This is a genomic window from Rhodobacter sp. Har01, from assembly GCF_020564565.1.
Classification (GTDB): domain Bacteria; phylum Pseudomonadota; class Alphaproteobacteria; order Rhodobacterales; family Rhodobacteraceae; genus Pseudogemmobacter.
The window spans coordinates 91,942-112,113 of the sequence record NZ_JAJCTD010000002.1 but is presented as its reverse complement, the minus strand read 5'-3'; the positions used below and the strand labels follow the sequence as shown (position 1 = coordinate 112,113).

Below are 20,172 nucleotides of genomic sequence, written 5' to 3'. Positions count from 1 at the left end.
CCAAGGCGCGCAGGCACCGGCCCCTGGCCCCCCGGGGGCCTTTGTCATTCCGGCTTCGGATCAGCCGCAATAGACCCGGGTGATCCTGCCCGCCGCGTCCAGCTCGATGTTCAGCCGCGACGGGCTGTAGTCCATCGTCACCGCCATGCCGGGTTCGATCACCCGCACCGGCCCCTTGAAGGTCATCGCCGCCAGCACGCCGCGGTACTGGCCGACCAGGCCCTGCAGGCCCTCGGCGCCGCAGCTTTGTTCCATCGGATCGGGCGGGCCAGGCATCTCGGTCACGCAGGCCGCCAGAATCAGCGGCACCAGGGCGGCACACAGGACAAGCGGGCGCAGGGGCGAGATCATGCCAGGTCTCCTTCGGTCAGCCGCAAGTCAGGGCGGCGATGATGTCGTTTCCGTCCAGCGTGACGTTCAGGCGGCCGGCACTGTAGTCCTCTGTCACCGGATCGCCCGGGCGCAGCAGCCGGACCGCCTGCGCCTTGGTGACAACAGGCAGACGGGCCAAAGGTTCCCCGATCAGAGATTGCAGACGGTCCGCCCCGCACGGGGCAAGGTCCAGACCCTGCCCAGGCGGCGGTGCCGGCATCGGCCCAGGCGGTGAAGGCGATACGCATCCGCAGACCAGCAGAACGGCAAGACCCCGGCACAGGGCCGGGCCGGGCAGGGCGCTGGGATGGGGTGCGAAACCGGGCATCGAAAGGTCGCTTTCCACGTTGCTTTCGAAGAGAGTTTCGCACAGCTTTGCCGGCAACGAAAAGGGGAAGGGAAACAACATGCGCACCCGTGCCGCCGTGGCCCTGCAGGCCGGCAAGCCGCTGGAAGTGATGGAGGTCAACCTCGAAGGCCCGAAGGCTGGCGAGGTTCTGGTCGAGATCAAGGCCACCGGCATCTGCCACACCGACGAATTCACCCTGTCCGGCGCCGACCCGGAAGGCGCCTTCCCGGCGATCCTGGGCCACGAAGGCGCGGGCGTCGTGGTCGAAGTGGGGCCGGGCGTGACATCGCTGAAACCCGGCGACCATGTGATCCCGCTTTACACACCGGAATGCCGCCAGTGCCCAAGCTGCCTGAGCCGCAAGACCAACCTCTGCACCGCGATCCGCGACACGCAAGGCAAGGGCCTGATGCCCGACGGCACCACCCGGTTCAGCATGCTCGATGGCACGCCGATCCTGCACTACATGGGCTGCTCGACGTTTTCCAACTACACCGTGCTGCCGGAAATCGCCCTGGCGAAGATCCGCCCCGACGCGCCCTTCGACAAGGTCTGCTACATCGGCTGCGGCGTCACCACCGGCATCGGCGCGGTGATCAACACCGCCAAGGTGGAAATCGGCGCCAAGGTCGTTGTCTTCGGTCTGGGCGGCATCGGGCTGAACGTGATCCAAGGCGCCCGGCTGGCCGGCGCCGACATGATCATCGGGGTCGACATCAACAACGACAAGAAAGCCTGGGGCGAACGCTTCGGCATGACCCACTTCGTCAACCCGAAGGACATCGAGGGCGACATCGTCCCCCACATCGTCAACATGACGAAGACCCCCTTCGACAAAATCGGCGGCGCGGATTACAGCTTCGACTGCACCGGCAACGTCAAGGTGATGCGGGCCGCGCTGGAATGCACCCACCGCGGCTGGGGCCAGTCGATCATCATCGGCGTCGCCCCCGCCGGGGCCACCATCGAGACCCGCCCCTTCCAGCTGGTCACCGGGCGCATCTGGAAGGGCACCGCCTTTGGCGGCGCGCGCGGCCGGACGGACGTGCCGCAGATCGTCGACTGGTACATGGACGGCAAGATCGAGATCGACCCGATGATCACCCACACCCTGAAGCTGGAAGACATCAACAAGGGCTTCGACCTGATGCATTCGGGCGAGAGCATCCGCTCGGTCGTGGTCTACTGATCCAACCCCGGGGGGCTGTCTGCCCCCCGGACCCCCCGAGGATATTTTCGGACAGATGAAAGGGCAGGGGCAGGATGGCCTCGACCCCCGGGTTGAAGATGCTGGCGGCGGCGGGGGTGGAGGTGACGCTGCACCCCTATGACTATGACCCCACGGCCGATGCCGTGGGCCTGGCGGCGGCGCGGGCGCTGGGGCTGGACCCGGCGCTGACCCTCAAGACGCTGATGGTCGAGGTGGACGGGAAGGCTGCCTGCTGCATGATCCCGTCCGACCGGCAATTGTCGATGAAGAAGGTGGCGGCGGCCTTTGGCGGCAAGGCGGCGGCGATGATGCCCGCGCCCAAGGCCGAAAAGCTGACCGGCTATCACGTCGGCGGCATTTCTCCCTTTGGCCAGAAGCGGGCGGTACCGACCGCCATCGAGGCCGTGGCCTGCACCGCGCCGAAGGTCTGGATCAACGCCGGCGCGCGCGGCCTTTTGATGGGCATCGCGCCCGACCGGGCGCTGGCGGTGCTTGCCGCCCGCGCCGTGCCGCTGGTCGCCTGACGCGCCGTCTCGGCAGTCTTGCGCTGGCACGCATGATTTTCCGTGACGGGGCGGCCCCGCCTCGCCTAATCAGGGCCATCATGGGTGTGGCGACGGCCTCGGAACTTGAGGCAATGATCGAATGCGTCGTGCGGGCCCTGCTGTCCGGGCAGCAGGACGGGCGGCTGTTTGTCCGCGACCTGGTGCAAAGCCGGCCCGCCGCGGCGCCGCTGGACATCGTCTATGTCCTGGTGATGGCCGCCGGCACGGTCGAGGCGCTGCTTGCCAGCCCCGCCATCACCGGTGCCGCGCAGGATTGCTGGCGCATGGCCGGGCTGGTGGGCGTCGACCTGTGGATGATGGAACGCCTGGGCCTGCCGCGCGACACCACCGCCGACCTGATGGCCTACTGGTCGACGCATGACCGCTACTTCCTGGACTGAGGCTTTCGCCCCGCGCGGCAACCTGCCATGGTGCGCCGAAAAAGGAGGCCTGTGATGCCTGAACCCCGCGCCCCGCGTCTGGCGGTGCTGATCGACGCCGACAATGTCCCCGCCGGCTATGCCGAAGCGATCTTCGAAGAGATTGCGGCGCTGGGCGAGGCCTCGGTCCGCCGCATCTACGGCGACTGGTCGGCGATGCGCCTGAATGCCTGGGCCAAGAAGGTGGCCGCGCTGGGCCTGGTGGCGGACCAGCAGTTCTCCAACACCAAGGGCAAGAACGCCTCGGACATCGGCCTGGTCATCGCGGCGATGGATTTCCTGCATTCCGGCCTGTTTGACGGCTTTGTGCTGGTGTCGTCGGACAGCGACTTCACCCGCCTGGCCGCGCGTATCCGCGAACAGGGCCTTGACGTCTATGGCATCGGCGAGAAGAAAACGCCGGAAGCCTTCCGCATGGCCTGCAAGCGCTTCATCTACGTCGAGAACCTGGGCGTGGCCGAACCGGAAGAGGCGCCGAAGCCAGTGCGCGGCGAGTCCGAGCCGCCGGCGCAGCCGAAACCCGGCGGCAAGGAACCTCCGGCCAAGGCCATTCCGCTGATCGCCGCCGCCATGCGGGCGATCGACCCCGAGGGCGAGTGGTTCTCGATGGGCCAGATCGGCCAGTACATCACCCAAGGCAACCCCGACTTCGACACCCGCACCTACGGCTCGGCCAAGCTGTCGGATCTGATCCGCAAGTTGCCCCGGTTCGAGGTGCGCCAGGACGGCAACCACCTGCAGGTGCGCGACAAGGCCTGACGCTGGCAATGGGTTTGCGAGCGACCGTTCGGCGCGCGTGGCTGACCGCGCGGTCGGCAGGGTTGCTTGACGCAACGGACGGCCGACCTTACGCAGGACAGACGACCGGAATCCGGCAAGGGGGGTGGCCATGCGGGACGCGAGCGAAGCCTTGATCGTGATCGACGTGCAGAACGATTTCTGCCCCGGCGGCGCGCTGGCCGTGGCCGAGGGAGATGCGGTCGTCCCGCGGATCAACGCCCTGATGCTGGAATTCGCCACCATCGTCCTGACACAGGACTGGCATCCGGTGACGCATTCGTCCTTTGCCATCAACCATCCCGGCGCCGAGCCGTTCAGCCTGACCAGCATGCCCTATGGCCCGCAGGTGCTGTGGCCCACCCATTGCGTGATCGGCACCACCGGCGCGGCCTTCCACCCCGACCTGCGCAGCGACCCGGCGCAGATGATCCTGCGCAAGGGGTTCCGGCCGAGAATCGACAGCTATTCGGCCTTCTTCGAGAACGACCGGACCACCGCCACCGGCCTTGAAGGCTATCTGAAAAGCCGCGGGGTCAAGGCGGTCACGCTGGTCGGCCTGGCCACCGACTATTGCGTCGCCTTTTCGGCAATGGATGCCGCCCGTCTGGGCTTTGCCGTCACCGTGCTGGAAGATGCCTGCCGCGCCATCGACCTGAACGGCTCGCTCGCCGCCGCGCGCCAGCAGATGCAGGCCGCCGGCGTGGAGCTGACATGACAGCAGCCCGTCCCGGCAAGCGCCCAGGTGTCGCGCTTGCCCTTGCCCTTCTGGGCGCCGCACCCGCTGCATGGGCAGACCAGATCTGCCTCGAAGCGCCCTATGCCGACGGCACCGGCGAGATTGGCGCCCTGGCCAAGCGAACGGTCCAGGCTCTTGCGGCCTATCCGTCGCTTTCGCAGGCACTGCAGGACCAGGCCCCGAGGCTTTGCCTGGACGACACGCTGGTCGAAGAGCAGGCCTATTTCGAGCCGAAGACGCGCCGCATCGTGGTGCGCGCCGGCCTTGACCCCGACTTCCAGCTTGCGGTGATCGTTCACGAGGTTCGCCATCTGGAACAGTTCGGAAGGGATGTCTGCCCGACCATCCGGATGACGCTGACCGACTACGTCCGCACCCGGCAGGCGCTTGAGGCCGATGCGGCGGCGATCGGCCTGTACATCGCCTGGGACCTGCGCGCCGGCGGAGAGGCAGGGCCCTGGAACACGCTGCTGACCTGGCCCACGCATGACGATCTGGCGGCAAGGTTCGCAGCCGAAATGGCGGCAAGCGGCGATGTGGTCAAGGCCACCTCCGCCACCTATGCCGCCTGGTTCGACGATCCCGAGCGGCGCGAGATCTATGCCTTCGTGAGTTGCGTCAACTACCTTGATGCGCTGGACCGCGAAAAGCTGCAGCCAGGCCAATCCGAGGTTCCGGACGACTTTGCCGAAACCCTGTGCCGCATGCCCGACGGCAGGCCCTATGACTGCTTCCTGCCACCCTGACGCCCGGGTGCGGCAGCAGGGGTTGCACTGGCCCCGTCCAAGCGGCGACAATCAACAGACGCCCGCAGCCTGCGCGGGGAAGATCGGGGGCCAGACATGGTGGACATCGCAACCAGGGTCTACAATCACAACTGGAAGATCGACCCGATCGTCCGCTCGTTGATCGACACCGACTTCTACAAGCTCTTGATGTGCCAGTCGGTGTTCCGCAACAAGCGCGACACGACCGTGGTGTTCAGCCTGATCAACCGCAGCGACAAGGTGCGGCTGGCCGAATTGATCGACGAAGGTGAACTGCGCGAGCAGCTTGACCACGTCCGCAGCCTGAGCCTGAGCCGCGGCGAAAGCACCTGGCTGCGTGGCAACACCTTCTACGGCAAGCGGCAGATGTTCCGCTCGGACTTCATGGAGTGGTTCGAGAACATGCGTCTGCCGCCCTATCACCTTGAGCGTGTCGGCGGCCAGTACGAGCTGACCTTCGAAGGCGCCTGGCCCGAGGTGATGCTGTGGGAAATCCCGGCCCTGGCCGTGTTGATGGAGTTGCGCAGTCGCGCCGTGCTGAAAGACATGGGCAAGTTCGAGCTGCAGGTCCTCTACGCCCGGGCGATGACCCGGATCTGGGAAAAGATCGAGCGGCTGCGACGGATCGAGCATCTGCGCATCGCAGATTTCGGCACCAGGCGGCGGCACGGGTTCCTGTGGCAGGACTGGTGCGTTCAGGCCATGCAGGAAGGCCTGGGCCGCAAGTTCACCGGCACCTCGAACTGCCGCATCGCCATGCGCCGCGACATCGAGGCGATCGGCACCAACGCCCACGAACTGCCGATGGTCTACAGCGCGCTGACCGATAGCGATGCCGACCTCGCCCAGGCGCCTTATCAGGTGCTGGCCGACTGGCACGAAGAACACGATGGCAACCTGCGCATCATCCTGCCCGACACTTACGGCACCGAGGGTTTCCTGCGCAACGCGCCTGACTGGCTGGCCTCCTGGACCGGCATCCGCATCGACAGCGGCGATCCGGCGGCCGGGGCCGAGATTGCGATCCGCTGGTGGAAAGAGCGCGGCGAAGACCCGACCAGGAAGCTGGTGATCTTTTCCGACGGGCTGGATGTCGAAGCCATCGAGACCCTTTACGCCCGCTTCCACGGCCGGGTGAAGGTGTCCTTCGGCTGGGGCACCCTTCTGACCAACGACTTCCGCGGCCTGGTTCCCGAAGACGCACTGGCGCCGTTCAGCCTGGTCTGCAAGGCGGTCAGCGCCAACGGTCGGCCCACGGTCAAGCTCAGCGACAACCCCAACAAGGCGATGGGCCCGGAAGATGAGATCGCCCGCTACAAGCGCGTGTTTGGCGTGGGCGAACAGGTTGCGCAGCAGGTGCTGGTCTGACCCCGGTCAGAACAGCGCGTTCAGAATCCAGAACAGCAGCGCCGACAGCAGCGCGGTCAGCGGCACGGTAATCACCCAGGCCGCGCCGATGCCCACCACATGCGCCCGCCGCACCAGCTTGCGCCGGGCGCGTTCCTCAACGGCAACGGGCTTGCCCTTCAACTCGTTCAGCCGCCGCGCCACCCGCGCCGCATGCCATTCGCGGTAGAAGCCCACCCCGAACACCCCGCCCACCGCGATGTGGGTGGATGACACCGGCAGCCCCAGCGCCGAAGCGACGATGACCGTGATCGCCGCCGACAGCGCCACGCAATAGGCGCGCAACGGGTTCAGCTTGGTGATCTCCTGCCCGACCATGCGAATGAGTTTGGGTCCGAACAGCAGCAGGCCGAACGAAATCCCGAAGGCGCCGATCATCATCACCCACAGCGGGATGGTCACCTTCTCGGCCGTGCCGGCATCCTGCACCGCATGCACGATGGCCGCCAGCGGCCCCACCGCATTGGCCACGTCGTTGGCGCCATGGGCAAACGACAGCAGAGCCGCCGAGGCGATCAGCGGAACCGCGAACAGCTTCTTCAGGCTGCGCTTGCGGTTCTCCAGCCCCTGCGACTGGCGCCGCACGACGGGACGCATGACCAGGATGGTGGCCACGCCGACCACCAGCCCCAGAGTCAGCGCCTGGCCCAGCGAGACCTCGACGATCTTCTTCAGGCCCTTGGCCACCAGATAGGCCGAAAACGCCCCGGCCATGATGCCGATCAGCAGCGGCACCCAGCGGCGCGCGGCGCCGATCTTGTCGGGCACGTCGTTGATGAAGGCCTTGATGAAGGCCAGGAAGGCGGCGGCGATCACCCCTCCCAGCACCGGCGAGATCACCCAGCTGGCGGCGATCTGGCCCATCTTGCCCCAGTCCACCGCGCCGAAACCCCCGGCAACGACACCCGCGCCCATCACCCCGCCCACGATGGCATGGGTGGTGGACACCGGCGCCCCCAGCCAGGTGGCAAGGTTCAGCCACAGCGACGAAGCGATCAGCGCCGCCATCATCGCCCAGATGAAGGTGTCGGGGTCGGCCACCGCCTCGGGGGCGACGATCCCGCCCGAGATGGTGCTGACCACGTCACCCCCCGCGATCAGCGATCCTGCCGTCTCGAAGATGGCCGCGATGACCAGCGCGCCGCCCATGGTCAGGGCGTTTGCGCCCACCGCCGGGCCCATGTTGTTGGCGACATCATTGGCGCCGATGTTCAGCGCCATGTAGGCGCCAAAGACGGTCGCCGCGATGATGATCAGGGCACCCGACTGATGACCGGTGAAGATCGCGGCAGCAAGGCCGCAGAACACCACGAAGGCCAGCGAGATGCCGATGGCCACCGAAGGCCGACCAATCGCCACCGTCGCCTGGCTCAGCATGTCGATGCGAGACAGGTCCTTGTCCAGGGTCTTCCAGCGGTTCTGCTTGGGGTCGGGGGCGAAGGTCATTGGCTGGCCTTGTCATGCGCGCGTGACGGTTTCGTCACGAAACCGTCATCTGGCGCGCTGACTATCCGTTCACATTGCCTGCCGCAACCGATTCCACCGCGTCCACTCAGCGCATGACGTGACGCGCCCAGTCCACCGCGCGGGTGATGTGAAGCGGCACCACGGGGTTGCCCGGCGCCAGTCTCGGCATCATCCAGCCGACGCTCGCGCAGCAACGGGCCAAAATCATCGTTTCGACCAGTGCGGTGTCGGCCGTGCCATAGCCTGCCATCAAGGCGTCGCGGAGCTCACCATAGGCGGGCTCGTCCAAAGACTGCGCCAGCGCGGTGCCCAGGTCATACAGCGCAAAGCCCCAGCCCGAATCATCGAAGTCGATAAGAGAAACCGAATGGTCGTTCACCAATATGTTCTCGCGCAGCACATCGGCATGCACCAGGGTCTCAGCCTTGCCGCGCAGCCGCTCTGCCAGCAGCCCGCGCGCGGCGACCAGCACCGCCCGGTCGGCCTCCGTTGCGGCCGGATGGTCCCAGAACCGGCCCCAGAATGGAGCCTCGCCGACCAGTCCCGCCCGGTCCCACCGCGGCCGGGTGAACCCTTCCGGCAGCACCAGCCCGGCTGAAACCTGATGCACCTGCCGCAGCAGTTGCCCCATGGCCTGATGCACCTCAAGCAGACGCGGCAAGGGCTGTGCAAAGGCCACCCGCGCCTCGCCCAGCGGCGCGCCCTCCAGCCAGACCACCGCCGAGGCCATCGCCCCCTCGGCCAGCCGCACCAGCACCTCGCCCGTCTGCGCCGCGACCGGCGCCGGTACAGGCAGACCGCGGTCAGCCAGGGCCGCGCACCACCACAATTCCGACCGGATCGCCGCCTCGGACTGATAGCCCGGCCGGTGCAGCCGCAAGGCCGCGCGGCGGCCATCCGGCAGGCGCATCTCATGCACCGCGTTCTCGCGCGCTGCCGCCAGCCGCAACAGCCTGCCCCCCCACAGCGCGGCCGCCGCCCAGGCTGCAGGGTCGGCGGTCATTCCTCGTCCTCGACGCGGCCGCGCAGGGCCTTGACCGTGCCGCGCACCGTCTTGGCCACCAGCCGTCGCCGCTCGCTGCCCAACGTGGGCTTGGTGGCGATGCGGCGCTTCGGTGCCACCAGCGCGGCCCGGATCATCTCGACCAGTCGCTCGCGCGCGATCTCGCGGTTGCGGGCCTGACTGCGGGTGTCCTCGACCTGGATGACCAGTGCGCCCTCGTTCGTCCACTTGCGCCCCGCCAGCCGCTTCAGCCGCGCCTTCACCGGCGCGGGCAGGTGCGGCGACCGCTCGGCCTCGAACCGCAGTTCCACCGCGGTCGACACCTTGTTGACGTTCTGCCCCCCGGGCCCGGACGAGCGCATGAAGCTCTCGGTCAGTTCCCAGTCGGCGATGGCCAGGGTTTCGGTCACATGCAGCATGGGCGGAACACTAGCCACAACGAGAAAGGGCCGCCAGTGCGGCGACCCTTCCCGAGTTCCAAGGAGATGGGCCAGTTAGGGAAAGGCCCAATCAGTGGTCTGTCACCAAGGGGGCTGCCCCTAGAAGACACTCCTCCTGACTGTCCCGACACCTCTCTCCAATATCCCTCTAGACACTGGATCACCTCCTTTCAAAAGATTGCCGATATACGAATCATCCCACAGATTTTGTGTTTGTCAAAACAAATCACGCTACCTTTGCGATCAGTTTCCCGACAATGATGCGAAAAGGAACAAGTGCCGCCACGGCCAGCACGATCTTCACGCCCCAGTCGGCAACGGCCAGCGAAATCCAGAACGGCAACGCCGGGCCTAGGCCCAGCAGGGGGGTGGGAACCGCGGCCCAGGCGACGACGTTGGCCGGCTCCAGGACCACCAGCGCGGCCGAGAAGGCGATGCTGAAGAAGAGCGCCGTGTCGACGGTCGATGACACCAGCGTCGAGACGAAGGGTGCGGTCCACCACTTGCCCTGCCGCAGCCGGTTGAAGATGGCTACGTCCAGAAGCTGGGCGGTCAGGAACGCCAGCCCCGATCCGAGCGCGATGCGCAAGGTCACCAGAGGGCCGGAGTCACCGATGAACTGGGTGCCGGCCAGCGAACAGGCAATGCCGGTGGCGAAGCCCGCCAGCACGACCCGGCGCGCGGCGGCGGGGCCGGCCAGGCGGTTGGTCAGGTCGGTGACCAGGAAGGCGAAGGGATAGGTCAGCGCGCCCCAGGTCAGGTAACCGCCCATCGGGTATTGGACAAGGATGTTCGAGGCCACGACGATGGCGGCCATGGCAAGGATGCCGGGCAGAAGCGGTTTCATCTGGTGTTCCGTTTTGACAAGGTGGCGGAGACTTGGCCCCCGCTGCCGGGGACGCGCCGCTTTAGGGCGAAACCGGGCGGGCCGTCAACGGGGCAGGCGGTATTCGACGATCTCGGTGGTCAGGAAGAAGCCGAAGTTGTCGTCCGAGATCAGGCTCAGCCGCAGGTCTCCGGCGGCATCCTGCCAGACCGACAGGCCTTCCAGGTTGCCATGCAGGCCCGGCGCGGTTTGCAGCACCGTCGCGGCCGCCGCCCGGCCGGTTGCTTCGCCCGCTTTGGGTATCGTCGCCGGATCGAGCGCCCGCACCCGCGAGGCAAAGCCGCCCAGACCCAGGAACTGCCGCTCGAGGATGTAAAGCCGCCCATCTGGTCCGAAATCCGCCCCGACCGGAAGGAAACCGCCCTCGCGTGGCACCGTGAAGGGCTGGCTCCAGCCGGTCGCGGGGTCGTGGCGAAAGACCGGGAAGTCTTCGGTGCCGCCCGCCGTGTCCTCGGGCAGGGTGTAAAGCCGGCCCGCATCGTCCACCGCCAGGGCTTCAAGCGAAGCGTTCAGTGCCAGGTCGCGAAACGCCTCGGGACTTGGCAGGATTTCGGCCGACCCGCCGAAGGCGGCATAGCGCAGGACGCGCGCCCAACCCTCGAACGACACGAAAAGCGTGCCATCCTCGGCGATTGCCAGGCCTTCGCTGTCGGTGCGGAAGGGCTTGAGCGGCGCCTCGCCGCGCCCCTTCAGCAACACGGGTGCGATCGCGTCGATCCCGACGATGGCGCCCGCCGCATTGCGCCGGATCGTGCCACGCGTCCAGCGGCCGCGGTCCGTCAGGGCAACGAAGGCAGCCCCGTCGGCGGAAAGCTCCAGGCCGGAAAAGCCGCCGAAACCGGGGGCATCCATCGACCAGACGAACTTGCCGACAAAGCCGGCCGGGGTGGCAGGATTGGCGGCTCCCTGCAGGCTTGCCGCCAGAAGCAGGGCCGCCGTCAGTCCGAGGCGAGCACGGTTCTGCATTGCTTCGGCAGGTCGGCCAGGGTGAACTCGCGCGGCCCCTTCTTCCTGGGCGCGTCGTCGTCCTTCGGCTTCTTCTTGGCCCCCTTCGGCGGGTTCAGGTAATCGGTCACCCACCAGGTCAGCGTGTCGTCGCAGCCATCGCCGCCGTTCGACAGGTCGGCCACCGTCGGCTTTTGCGTCTCGCACAGCCGCGCACCCTTGGGGCATTTCAGCCGCACGTGGAAATGCGTGTCATGGCCGGCGATGGGACGAATCTTCTGCAGCCATTTCTTGTCGGCCTTTGTCGCGCCCCTGCACAACTCGATCTTGATCGCCGCGGCCACGAAGACGCGGTCCACCCGCGGGTCCGACGCCGCGATCTTCAACAGCTTTGCCGCCCGTGGTCCCCAGGCCTCGGTGACTGATCGCTGGTCGGCCGACCGCATCGGGATCGAGCTGATGTTCTCGCGCGCCTTGGCCGAAAGGTCCAGCCGCTGCGGCGCCAGCCACCAGATGTCGGCGTCCAGCCCGATCTGGTGGCTGGCATGACCGCTGGTCATCGGGCCGCCACGCGGCTGGCTGATGTCGCCAATGTAGAGGCCGCGGCCCCAGCCGATCTGGGCGGCGGCCTGCGAAAGCTCGATCAGAAAGCCGATCATCGCCGGATGGCCGTAGTTGCGGCCGCGCGACAGCCGCATCGCCTGCCAGGTCGGGCCGGTTTCGGGCAGTTCCACAAGGCCCGCCGCGCAGCCCCTGGCGTAGCTGCCGATCGGCATCGGGTCCTGCTGGCTGGGCGCCTGCTTGGCGCCGAACAGCTTGTTGGCCAGATTTTCAGCCATTGCCGGGGCGGGCAGACACAGGGCAAGGCACAGTAGAATGCGCGGGATCATCGGGTTTGCTCGCCTTTGGGGTTGACCCAGACTAGCAGGATCAGCCCGACAAGAAACAGCCCGATCAGCGGCGAGATGCCAATCCGCTGGCTGCCGCTGATCTGGGTCACCAGGGCAATCAGCGCCGGTGACAGGAAGCTGGCCACCTTGCCCGACAACGCGAACAGGCCGAACGACTCGGTCGCGGTGTCCGGCGTGGTGTGGCGCACCATCATGGTCCGGCTGGCCGCCTGAACCGTGCCGCCCGCAGCACCGATCAGCGCCCCGCAGGCAAAGAAGATCTGGTCCGCCGTGCCCGAAGCAGGGTCGATCGGCAGCCCGAACAGGCTGTCTCGCGCCATGCCGACGATCACCGCGCAGACCCCGATCAGCACCACGATGGACAGCGCGATCACCGGCTTCGGCCCGAAGGCCCGGTCCGCCCGCCCGCCGATCCAGGCGGCGATCATCGCCGAGACCGCGCCGACGATGCCGAAAATGCCGATCTGGGTAATCGACCAGCCCAGCACGCCCGAGGCATAGACCCCGCCAAAGCCGTAAAGCGCATTCAACGCATCGCGATAGAACAGCGAAGAGGCAAGGTAGGCGGTCAGGCTGCGGCGATAGCGCAGCGAGGCCAGAAGGTCATAAAGCATCCCCATGGCCCGGCGGATGTGCAGCCCCTGACCCGCCGTGCGCGGTTCCTTCACCCACAGAAAGAACGGCAGCATGAACACCGCATACCACAGCGCGGTGAACGGCCCGACAAAGCGGGTGCCCTCGCGCGCTTCCGGGTCCAGGCCCAGAAGCGGTTGAATCCCCAGGAAGGTGCGGCCGCTGTCCGAGCCTTCGGCAAAGAACAGCAGCATCACGATCAGCGCCAGCAGCCCGCCCAGATAGCCGAAGGCAAAGCCCGAGCCGGAGATGGCGCCCAGGTCGTCATGGTCCGAAAGGGTGGGCATCAGCGCGTTGGTGAAGATGGTGGCGAATTCCATCCCGATGAAGCCCAGGCCAAAGCTGCAGACGGCCCAGAACAGCATGTCGGCTTCGCCGCCCGGGGCGACCCACCACAGGCCCCAGGCCCCGGCGATGTAGAACACCGAGAAGATCCAGACCCAGATCAGCCGCCGCCCGGTGCTGTCGGCGATGGCGCCCAGAATCGGTGCCAGCACTGCAACGAGGATCGAGGCGATGGCCAGCCCCCAGCCCCAGTAGCTTTGCGCCGCTGCCGCTGCCGCTTCGGCGTCCAGGCCCTGGCCCAGGTAGTAGCCGCGGGCGACCTCGGCGAAGTAGGGGCCGAAGACAAAGGTGAGAAGCAAGGTGTTGTAGGGCTGGCTGGCCCAGTCGAAGAAATACCAGCCCCAGATGCGTTTCCGCGCGCTGATCATGCCCTGCCCCCTGTTTGCCGGCCAGTGAAGCCGCAAACCGCCGGTGGCGCAAGCGTCACCCCACGGGGGGCCAGGGGCGCAGCGCATCGGCATCGGCCCAGGCCGCCACCCAGCCCGGCAGGGGCGGGCTGTCGGCCGCCAGCCCCAGCGCCACCGCCATCTCGGCCGGCGGCACGATCCCACGTTTGCCTTGGGTGATCGCCGTCCGGATCAGCGCCTGCGAGGCACATTCGCCCCGCACCCACATCGTCTGGTCCACATAGACAAAGCGCCCGTCCCAGCCGACCATCCGCGTCCGCATCTCGATCCGGTCAAAGGTCTTGATCCGCCCGCGATAGCGCACCGAGGCTCCGGCCACCGCCAGCCCCCAGCCTCTGTCCCGCGCCACCCGGTCCAGCCCCACCCGGGCGATCATCGGCAACCGCCCCAGATCATACAGCGTCAGCGTGCGGCCGTTGTTCAGCTCCATCCAGGGGTCGATGTCCCAGGGCCAGCACAAGTGGTGGCTGACATGCGTGTCGAACGCGCCCAGCGGCGGGGCCTGCCGGAATTTCAGGATTTCTTTGAACATCCGCAGGTAAGGATACATCGGCGCCTCCGAAAGCTGGCGTCCGATTGCCGCGGGCAGGGGGCGAAGGCAAGCGTGACCCTGCGTAGGCCATTGCCCTTGTGGGGGCTGCAGGCTAGGAAACCACCATCTGTTGTGCACGAGGCTGCCATGACGTCGCTCTTCCAGATCCTGATGCTGCTGCTGGACATCGCCTATTTCCTGATCCTCGCGCATGTGATCATGAGCTGGCTGATCAACTTCCAGGTGCTGAACCTGCGCCAGCCGCTGGTGGCCCAGATCTGGGACGGGCTGAACCGGATTCTTGAACCGCTTTATTCCAGGGTCCGCCGCTTTCTGCCGGCCATCTCGGGCATCGACCTTGCGCCGCTGGTGGTGCTGATCGGCATCATCGCGCTGCGCATCGTGCTTCGGAACAACGTCGCCGCCTTCTACTGATGGCCTCACCCGCCGCGCTTCTGGCCCAGGTCTTCGGTTTCCCCGGGTTTCGCCCCGGGCAAGAGGAAATCGTCGCCGCGGTCCTGGCAGGCCGCAACACGCTGGCCATCATGCCCACCGGCGGCGGCAAGTCGCTGTGCTTTCAACTCCCCGCCCTGTGCCGCGACGGCGTGACCGTGGTCATCTCGCCCCTCATCGCCCTGATGCGCGACCAGGTCCGCGGCTTGCGCGCGGCGGGCGTCGAGGCCGGGGCGCTGACATCCGGCAACACCGACGAAGAGACCGAGGCCGTCTTCGCCGCGCTCGACAAGGGGCGGCTCAAGCTTCTCTACATTGCGCCCGAACGGCTGGCCGCGCCCGCCACCCTGCCGATGCTGCGCCGCATCGGCGTGTCGCTGATCGCGGTGGATGAGGCGCATTGCGTCAGCCAATGGGGCCATGACTTCCGCCCCGATTACCTGCGCATCGGCGATCTGCGCCGCATCCTGGGCGTGCCCCTTGCAGCCTTCACCGCCACGGCGGACGAAGAAACCCGGGCCGAGATCACCACCCGCCTGTTCGACGGCGTCGCGCCGGAAACCTTCCTGCGCGGCTTTGACCGGCCGAACATCCACCTGGCCTTCGCCGCGAAAGACTCTCCCCGCGAGCAGATCCTGCGCTTTGCTGCCGCCCGCAAGGGCCAGTCCGGCATCGTCTACTGCGGCACCCGGGCCAAGACCGAAACCCTGGCCGCCGCCCTGCGCGACGCCGGCCACAACGCGCTGGCCTACCACGCCGGCCTTGACCCCGACGAACGCCGCCATGTCGAAACCCGCTTCCAGCGCGACGACGGGCTGATCGTGGTCGCCACCGTCGCCTTCGGCATGGGCATCGACAAGCCCGACATCCGCTGGGTCGCCCACGCCGACCTGCCCAAATCCATCGAATCCTACTACCAGGAGATCGGCCGCGCCGGCCGCGACGGGGCGCCGGCCGAAACCCTTACCCTCTACGGCGCCGATGACATCCGCATGCGCCGCGCCCAGATCGACGAAAGCACCGCCCCGCTTGACCGCAAGCAGGCCGATCACGGCCGCCTCAACGCCCTTCTCGGCCTGGCCGAGGCGATCACCTGCCGGCGCCAGGTTCTGCTGCGCTACTTCGGCGAAGACCCCGCCCCTTGCGGCCATTGCGACCTGTGCGACCGCCCGGCCGAGGTGTTCGACGCCACCGATGCCGTCCGCAAGGCCCTGTCCGCCATCCTGCGCACCGGCGAAAGCTTCGGCGCCGGGCATCTGATCGACATCCTCACCGGCAGCAGCACCGAAAAGGTCCGCCAGCGCCAGCACGACCGCCTGCCCACCTTCGGCGTCGGCCGCGACTTGTCCAAGGTTCAATGGACCGGCCTGTTTCGCCAGATGATGGGCCGCGACCTGGTCCGCCCGGACCCCGAACGCATGGGCGCCCTGCGGATGACCGATTCCGCCCGCCCCGTGCTGCGCGGCGAAGAAACCGTGACGCTGCGCAAGGACATTGCCCCCGCCGCGAAACCCTCCGTGCAGACGCTGGTCAGCGATGAGGATGCCCCGCTCCTCTCGCTCCTCAAGGCCCGCCGCCGCGCCCTGGCCGAGGCCGCCGGCGTGCCCGCCTATGTCATCTTCGCCGACCGCACCCTGATCGAGATGGCCGAGAAACGGCCGCAGACGCTGGACCAGATGGCCGGCATCACCGGCGTCGGCGCCAAGAAGCTGGAGAGCTTCGGCCGCATCTTCCTGGAAATCCTTCGCGGCGGCGCCGAACACCAGCACCCCAACCGCCGGGCGCTGGCCGGCCGCCCCGAAGCCGACGTCTTCGACCGCCTGGCCGAGGCGCAGACCCGGCTTTCCCGCGGCGAGGACGGCACCGGCAAGCCCTTGTCCTGCAACTCCTCCACCCTGCGCCACATCGCCGAGCGCCGCCCCCGCACGCTGGACGAACTGGCCCGCGTGCAGGGGATGGACGCGCAGAAGGCCGACCGCTTCGGCGCCGCCTTCCTTGACGTCCTGCGCGAGGCCTGAGCGATGCTCTGCGTCGTCTCTCCCGCCAAGCGGCTGGACGTGACACCCGGGCCGCTGCCCGAAGGGCGGCAGATGACCCGGCCGGATTTCCTGCCCCAGACCTGGCAACTGGTGCAGGCGGCGCGACAGCTTGCCGTCGAAGACCTGCGCGCCCTGATGCACCTTTCCGACCCGCTGGCCCGCCTGAACGCCGCGCGCTTTGCGGGTTTCCACCGCGCCCCCGGCCCGGATCAGGCGCTACCCGCGATTCACTGCTTCGCCGGCGACACCTACATAGGGTTTTCGGTCCGCACGCTCGACCCCGACGCCCTGCGCTGGGTCGACCGCCACCTGCGCATCCTGTCCGGGCTTTACGGCCTTCTGCGCCCCTGGGACGCGATCCAGCCGCATCGGCTTGAGATGGGCAGTCGGCTGGCCAACCCGCGCGGCCCCGACCTTTACGCCTTCTGGGGCGACCGCATCGCCCGCGCCCTGAACGCGCAAGGGCAGGCAGTGGGCACCAAGACCCTCGTCAATTGTGCCTCGGTCGAATACTTCACCGCCGCAAACCGCAAGGCTCTGAAGCTGAGGGTGATCTCGCCGGTGTTCCTGGAAGACCACCCCGACGGCCCGCGCATCCAGGCGCTGCACGCCAAGCGTGCCCGCGGCGCCATGGCGCGGTTCCTGTGCGAAACCCACCTGACCGACCCGGCCGACCTGCGCGGCTTCTCGACCTTCGGTTATGCTTTCCAGCCGGGCCTGTCTGTGCCCGACCGGCCGGTCTTCCTGCGCGCCGCCCGCGACCAGGACAGAGCGGACGCCGCCGCCTGACCCCGTTCAGGCGGCATCCTCGGCCAGGGGCGCAAGCGGACGGGCACCCTGCGGGCAATGTGCGGCCAGAGCTTCCATGATCGCGGCTTTGCGCAAGGGCTTGGTCAGGTAGTGGTCGATCCCCGCGGCCAGAATGGCTTCGGCGTCGCCCTCCATGGCATGCGCGGTCAGCGCCACGATGGGCACATGCGCCCCGCCCGCTTCGGCCAGACGAATCGCGGTTGCCGCTTGCTTGCCGTCCATCTCTGGCATCGAGATGTCCATGAAGATCAGGTCGGGTCGGAAGCTCTGCCACAACTCTACCGCCTCACGGCCGTTGTTGGCGAAGATCAACTCGATCTCCTGCCCCTTCACCATTTTCTGGAACACCAACTGGTTGGTCTTGTTGTCTTCTGCCGCCAGCACCCGCATCAGGCGGCCGCTTTCCGGTTCCGGCTCGACCGCCAGGGGCGGTGCGGTGACGGGTGCTTCCATCTCGGGCTCGTCCTGTCCGGTCAGGTCGCGCAGGCAGCGATACAGCTCGGCCCGCAACACCGGCTTTTGCAGGATGGCGTCCAGCGCGGCCGCGCCTTCGCGTTCGCGCGCGCTGGCCGGGCTGGAGGACAGCAACAGGATCGGCATCGTCAGCCCCAGGGCGCGGATGCGCCCGGCCAGGGTGACGCCGTCCATTTCCGGCATGTCGTGGTCGGTCAGCACCACATCGTAGCCCGGATCGGCGGCCAGCGCGGTCAGCGCCTCGGCGCCGGACCGGCAAAGCGTGACGTCGATCCCGCAGGGCACCAGCTGGCGTTCCAGGATGGTGCGGTTGATGAAACGGTCGTCCACCACCAGCACCCGGCGGATCTTCACCGGCGGGCGTGCCGAATCGGTGATCTCGGCCACCGGCAGGGTGACGCGAAAGCCGAAGACGCTGCCCTTGCCGGGGTCGCTGTCGACCCAGACCGCGCCACCCATGCGCTCGATCAGGCGGCGGGTGATGGCCAGGCCCAGGCCGGTGCCTTCGTACTTGCGGTTCTGCTCGTCCTCGACCTGGTTGAACTCACCAAAGATGTGGTCCAGATGCTCGGGCGAGATGCCGATGCCGGTGTCTTCCACGGTGACATGCAACTGGTGCCGGCCCGCCTCGGCCTCGATCCCCACCACGCGGATCAGCACATGGCCCTTGTCGGTGAACTTGACCGCATTGCCCAGAAGGTTGGTCAGCACCTGCCGCAGCCGGCCGGGGTCGCCGACAAAGCCGGTCGGCAGGAACATGTCGTAATCGATCATCAGGTCCAGCCCCTTGGCCCGGGCGCGGGGCTGCAGCAGCATCGTCACCTCGTGGATGGTGCGCTCAAGGTCGAAGGGTTCGGGGTGCAGCGTCATCCGCTCGGCTTCCAGTTTGGAATAGTCGAGGATGTCGTTGATGATAACCAGAAGCGCCTCACCCGAAGAGCGGATGGTCTCGGCAAACAGCCGCTGTTCATCGGAAAGCGAGGTGTCGCACAGGAGTTCGGCCATGCCGACGACCCCGTTCATCGGGGTGCGGATTTCGTGCGACATGTTGGCCAGGAAGGCCGACTTGGCGCGGTTTGCGGCCTCGGCGGCCTTGCGGGCGGCTTCCAGCGCGGTCTGCTGCTCGCGCAGCTGGGTGATGTCGGTGCGCAGGCCCACCCGGCCGCCGTCAGGGGTGACGTGGTCGGATTCCAGGATCCAGCGGCCGTCAGCCAGATGGTTTTCGCTGGTCTCCCTCGCCTCGCGCATCTGGCGCAGGCGGTCGGCCAGCCAGTCCTCTTCGCGGCCCACTGCGGCCGGAACGTGGCCGGCCTGCAGCCCGTGGCGCAAGAGGTCTTCGAACGAGGTTCCCCGCACCATCAGGGGTGCGCTATCGGGGAACATGTCACGGTAACGCTGATTGCAGGTCAAGAGACGTTCCTCCCGGTCAAATAGGACAAAACCATCCGGCAACGCCTCAACGGCGGCCCAGATGCGCATCTGTTCGGTGATATCCATGGCCAGGCTGACCAGGTCGCCGTCGCGGGCACGGCGATCCACCAGTCTGACCCAAAGGCCATTGGTAAAGTGTAGCGTTTCGGTCGGGATTGGGTCCTGATCCAGCCGCGACAGCATCCGGTCGATCCAGTCGTCCACGGAGGTGTCGCCAAGTTCCACCAGGTTGCGGTCGGCCAGGACCTGAAGAAGTTCACCGTAGCTGATGCCCGGGTCGACCGGAAATCCGTCGAAGGCTGCCGCATAGGCACGGTTGGCGGTGACCAGCCGCAGGTTGGCGTCGAAGACCGAAAAGCCGTCGCGGATGGTGTTGACCGATTCCCACAGCCGCCGTTCAGCCATCACCGCGGCGGTGTGGGCGCGTTCCAGATCGTGCAGGAAGCGGCTGTTCTGGCCTTTCAGGGTTTCCGCCTCGGTGACCGCGGTTTGCACCACCACGCGCTGCTCGACGATCTGGTCCGACAGCGCGCGTGCGTGCAGCCCCAGCTTTTCGTTGGCGGCAAACAGATCGCGCGTGCGCTGTTCAAGCAGGCGTTCGGCGGCCAGGCGGGCCCGCCGTTCCTTCGCCAGTCTTTCGCCCAGATCCATCCGCGCCTCAGCCGACATCCTGCCTGCCGCCCGGGCCGCGGCACCTGCCACGTCCGGATTTCGCGACTACCTTCGCCGACCAAGGTGAACCAAGACTTAACGACAAAATGACGGAGTCGCTGCTTGCCGGGTTTCGGCC

Annotated in this window: 21 protein-coding genes; 10 read left to right on the top strand and 11 right to left on the bottom strand. The window is 67.3% G+C overall.

Going from position 1 to position 20,172, the window contains the following annotated elements; all coding sequences use genetic code 11:
• Nucleotides 1–60 precede the first annotated feature (60 nt).
• Nucleotides 61–351, bottom strand: coding sequence for an I78 family peptidase inhibitor (locus tag LHP98_RS06315; protein ID WP_227251679.1), 291 nt, complete (start codon nt 349–351; stop codon nt 61–63).
• A 16-nt stretch (nt 352–367) separates the two neighbouring features.
• Complete coding sequence (locus LHP98_RS06310; RefSeq protein WP_227251678.1) at nt 368–592, bottom strand: I78 family peptidase inhibitor; 225 nt, start codon at nt 590–592, stop codon at nt 368–370.
• Between the two features lie 187 nt (nt 593–779).
• Between LHP98_RS06310 and LHP98_RS06305 the strand changes: the two genes are divergently transcribed.
• From LHP98_RS06305 to pncB, 7 genes are all read left to right on the top strand, one after another.
• Nucleotides 780–1,910, top strand: coding sequence for an S-(hydroxymethyl)glutathione dehydrogenase/class III alcohol dehydrogenase (locus LHP98_RS06305; RefSeq protein WP_227251677.1), 1,131 nt, complete (start codon nt 780–782; stop codon nt 1,908–1,910).
• Between the two features lie 74 nt (nt 1,911–1,984).
• Nucleotides 1,985–2,455, top strand: a complete 471-nt coding sequence (locus tag LHP98_RS06300) for a YbaK/EbsC family protein (protein ID WP_227251676.1) — start codon at nt 1,985–1,987, stop codon at nt 2,453–2,455.
• An 80-nt stretch (nt 2,456–2,535) separates the two neighbouring features.
• Nucleotides 2,536–2,877: a hypothetical protein gene (locus tag LHP98_RS06295; RefSeq protein WP_227251675.1), complete on the top strand. Its 342-nt coding sequence runs from the start codon at nt 2,536–2,538 to the stop codon at nt 2,875–2,877.
• Between the two features lie 54 nt (nt 2,878–2,931).
• Nucleotides 2,932–3,675, top strand: a complete 744-nt coding sequence (locus tag LHP98_RS06290) for an NYN domain-containing protein (RefSeq protein WP_227251674.1) — start codon at nt 2,932–2,934, stop codon at nt 3,673–3,675.
• Between the two features lie 130 nt (nt 3,676–3,805).
• Nucleotides 3,806–4,411 (top strand): bifunctional nicotinamidase/pyrazinamidase, encoded by a 606-nt coding sequence (gene pncA / locus LHP98_RS06285; RefSeq protein WP_227251673.1) that lies wholly within the window; start codon nt 3,806–3,808, stop codon nt 4,409–4,411.
• Complete coding sequence (locus tag LHP98_RS06280) at nt 4,408–5,178, top strand: DUF6782 family putative metallopeptidase (protein ID WP_227251672.1); 771 nt, start codon at nt 4,408–4,410, stop codon at nt 5,176–5,178. Before pncA ends, LHP98_RS06280 begins: the two co-directional genes overlap by 4 nt.
• Before the next feature lie 96 nt (nt 5,179–5,274).
• Entirely contained in the window at nt 5,275–6,567 is a 1,293-nt protein-coding gene (gene pncB / locus LHP98_RS06275; RefSeq protein WP_227251671.1) for a nicotinate phosphoribosyltransferase, read from the top strand.
• A 6-nt stretch (nt 6,568–6,573) separates the two neighbouring features.
• On the opposite strand, the gene LHP98_RS06270 is transcribed toward pncB, so the two are convergent.
• The 8 genes from LHP98_RS06270 to LHP98_RS06235 form a co-directional block, all read right to left on the bottom strand.
• Nucleotides 6,574–8,052, bottom strand: a complete 1,479-nt coding sequence (locus tag LHP98_RS06270) for an inorganic phosphate transporter (protein WP_227251670.1) — start codon at nt 8,050–8,052, stop codon at nt 6,574–6,576.
• A 106-nt stretch (nt 8,053–8,158) separates the two neighbouring features.
• Nucleotides 8,159–9,076: a phosphotransferase enzyme family protein gene (locus LHP98_RS06265; RefSeq protein WP_227251669.1), complete on the bottom strand. Its 918-nt coding sequence runs from the start codon at nt 9,074–9,076 to the stop codon at nt 8,159–8,161.
• Nucleotides 9,073–9,495 carry an alternative ribosome rescue aminoacyl-tRNA hydrolase ArfB gene (gene arfB, locus LHP98_RS06260; RefSeq protein ID WP_227251668.1) on the bottom strand — a complete coding sequence of 141 codons (423 nt, stop codon included), beginning with the start codon at nt 9,493–9,495 and terminating at the stop codon, nt 9,073–9,075. Before arfB ends, LHP98_RS06265 begins: the two co-directional genes overlap by 4 nt.
• A 247-nt stretch (nt 9,496–9,742) precedes the next feature.
• The gene (locus LHP98_RS06255; protein ID WP_227251667.1) at nt 9,743–10,363 is read right to left on the bottom strand and encodes a VUT family protein; all 621 of its coding nucleotides are present in this window, start codon (nt 10,361–10,363) and stop codon (nt 9,743–9,745) included.
• Nucleotides 10,364–10,447: 84 nt separating this feature from the next.
• Nucleotides 10,448–11,368 (bottom strand): esterase-like activity of phytase family protein, encoded by a 921-nt coding sequence (locus LHP98_RS06250; protein ID WP_227251666.1) that lies wholly within the window; start codon nt 11,366–11,368, stop codon nt 10,448–10,450.
• Nucleotides 11,341–12,237 carry a penicillin-insensitive murein endopeptidase gene (gene mepA, locus LHP98_RS06245; RefSeq protein ID WP_227251665.1) on the bottom strand — a complete coding sequence of 299 codons (897 nt, stop codon included), beginning with the start codon at nt 12,235–12,237 and terminating at the stop codon, nt 11,341–11,343. Before mepA ends, LHP98_RS06250 begins: the two co-directional genes overlap by 28 nt.
• Nucleotides 12,234–13,604 (bottom strand): MFS transporter, encoded by a 1,371-nt coding sequence (locus LHP98_RS06240; RefSeq protein ID WP_227251664.1) that lies wholly within the window; start codon nt 13,602–13,604, stop codon nt 12,234–12,236. Before LHP98_RS06240 ends, mepA begins: the two co-directional genes overlap by 4 nt.
• A gap of 55 nt (nt 13,605–13,659) precedes the next feature.
• Nucleotides 13,660–14,193, bottom strand: coding sequence for an acyl-CoA thioesterase (locus LHP98_RS06235; protein WP_227251663.1), 534 nt, complete (start codon nt 14,191–14,193; stop codon nt 13,660–13,662).
• Nucleotides 14,194–14,322: 129 nt separating this feature from the next.
• On the opposite strand from LHP98_RS06235, the gene LHP98_RS06230 reads away from it, so the two are divergent.
• Genes LHP98_RS06230 through yaaA form a run of 3 tightly spaced genes read left to right on the top strand, consistent with a single transcriptional unit; the run spans nt 14,323 to nt 17,456 of the window.
• Nucleotides 14,323–14,610, top strand: coding sequence for a YggT family protein (locus tag LHP98_RS06230; RefSeq protein ID WP_227251662.1), 288 nt, complete (start codon nt 14,323–14,325; stop codon nt 14,608–14,610).
• On the top strand, nt 14,610–16,646 hold the full coding sequence (gene recQ / locus LHP98_RS06225; protein ID WP_227251661.1) for a DNA helicase RecQ: 2,037 nt from the start codon (nt 14,610–14,612) through the stop codon (nt 16,644–16,646). Before LHP98_RS06230 ends, recQ begins: the two co-directional genes overlap by 1 nt.
• 3 nt (nt 16,647–16,649) lie before the next feature.
• Nucleotides 16,650–17,456, top strand: a complete 807-nt coding sequence (gene yaaA, locus LHP98_RS06220; protein WP_227251660.1) for a peroxide stress protein YaaA — start codon at nt 16,650–16,652, stop codon at nt 17,454–17,456.
• A gap of 6 nt (nt 17,457–17,462) precedes the next feature.
• Here yaaA and LHP98_RS06215 read toward each other — a convergent pair whose 3' ends face one another.
• Nucleotides 17,463–20,033 (bottom strand): response regulator, encoded by a 2,571-nt coding sequence (locus LHP98_RS06215; protein WP_227252068.1) that lies wholly within the window; start codon nt 20,031–20,033, stop codon nt 17,463–17,465.
• Nucleotides 20,034–20,172: the final 139 nt, after the last annotated feature.

What these genes read in the sequence shown, in the direction of transcription:
- LHP98_RS06215 (WP_227252068.1), bottom strand. Translation starts at nt 20,033, where the DNA reads ATGGATCTGGGCGAAAGACTGGCGAAGGAACGGCGGGCCCGCCTGGCC.
- LHP98_RS06280 (WP_227251672.1), top strand. Translation starts at nt 4,408, where the DNA reads ATGACAGCAGCCCGTCCCGGCAAGCGCCCAGGTGTCGCGCTTGCCCTT.
- LHP98_RS06290 (WP_227251674.1), top strand. Translation starts at nt 2,932, where the DNA reads ATGCCTGAACCCCGCGCCCCGCGTCTGGCGGTGCTGATCGACGCCGAC.
- LHP98_RS06230 (WP_227251662.1), top strand. Translation starts at nt 14,323, where the DNA reads ATGACGTCGCTCTTCCAGATCCTGATGCTGCTGCTGGACATCGCCTAT.
- yaaA (WP_227251660.1), top strand. Translation starts at nt 16,650, where the DNA reads ATGCTCTGCGTCGTCTCTCCCGCCAAGCGGCTGGACGTGACACCCGGG.
- mepA (WP_227251665.1), bottom strand. Translation starts at nt 12,237, where the DNA reads ATGATCCCGCGCATTCTACTGTGCCTTGCCCTGTGTCTGCCCGCCCCG.
- LHP98_RS06300 (WP_227251676.1), top strand. Translation starts at nt 1,985, where the DNA reads ATGGCCTCGACCCCCGGGTTGAAGATGCTGGCGGCGGCGGGGGTGGAG.
- LHP98_RS06235 (WP_227251663.1), bottom strand. Translation starts at nt 14,193, where the DNA reads ATGTATCCTTACCTGCGGATGTTCAAAGAAATCCTGAAATTCCGGCAG.
- arfB (WP_227251668.1), bottom strand. Translation starts at nt 9,495, where the DNA reads ATGCTGCATGTGACCGAAACCCTGGCCATCGCCGACTGGGAACTGACC.
- LHP98_RS06250 (WP_227251666.1), bottom strand. Translation starts at nt 11,368, where the DNA reads ATGCAGAACCGTGCTCGCCTCGGACTGACGGCGGCCCTGCTTCTGGCG.
- LHP98_RS06265 (WP_227251669.1), bottom strand. Translation starts at nt 9,076, where the DNA reads ATGACCGCCGACCCTGCAGCCTGGGCGGCGGCCGCGCTGTGGGGGGGC.
- LHP98_RS06240 (WP_227251664.1), bottom strand. Translation starts at nt 13,604, where the DNA reads ATGATCAGCGCGCGGAAACGCATCTGGGGCTGGTATTTCTTCGACTGG.
- LHP98_RS06270 (WP_227251670.1), bottom strand. Translation starts at nt 8,052, where the DNA reads ATGACCTTCGCCCCCGACCCCAAGCAGAACCGCTGGAAGACCCTGGAC.
- recQ (WP_227251661.1), top strand. Translation starts at nt 14,610, where the DNA reads ATGGCCTCACCCGCCGCGCTTCTGGCCCAGGTCTTCGGTTTCCCCGGG.
- LHP98_RS06315 (WP_227251679.1), bottom strand. Translation starts at nt 351, where the DNA reads ATGATCTCGCCCCTGCGCCCGCTTGTCCTGTGTGCCGCCCTGGTGCCG.
- LHP98_RS06310 (WP_227251678.1), bottom strand. Translation starts at nt 592, where the DNA reads ATGCCGGCACCGCCGCCTGGGCAGGGTCTGGACCTTGCCCCGTGCGGG.
- pncB (WP_227251671.1), top strand. Translation starts at nt 5,275, where the DNA reads ATGGTGGACATCGCAACCAGGGTCTACAATCACAACTGGAAGATCGAC.
- LHP98_RS06295 (WP_227251675.1), top strand. Translation starts at nt 2,536, where the DNA reads ATGGGTGTGGCGACGGCCTCGGAACTTGAGGCAATGATCGAATGCGTC.
- LHP98_RS06255 (WP_227251667.1), bottom strand. Translation starts at nt 10,363, where the DNA reads ATGAAACCGCTTCTGCCCGGCATCCTTGCCATGGCCGCCATCGTCGTG.
- LHP98_RS06305 (WP_227251677.1), top strand. Translation starts at nt 780, where the DNA reads ATGCGCACCCGTGCCGCCGTGGCCCTGCAGGCCGGCAAGCCGCTGGAA.
- pncA (WP_227251673.1), top strand. Translation starts at nt 3,806, where the DNA reads ATGCGGGACGCGAGCGAAGCCTTGATCGTGATCGACGTGCAGAACGAT.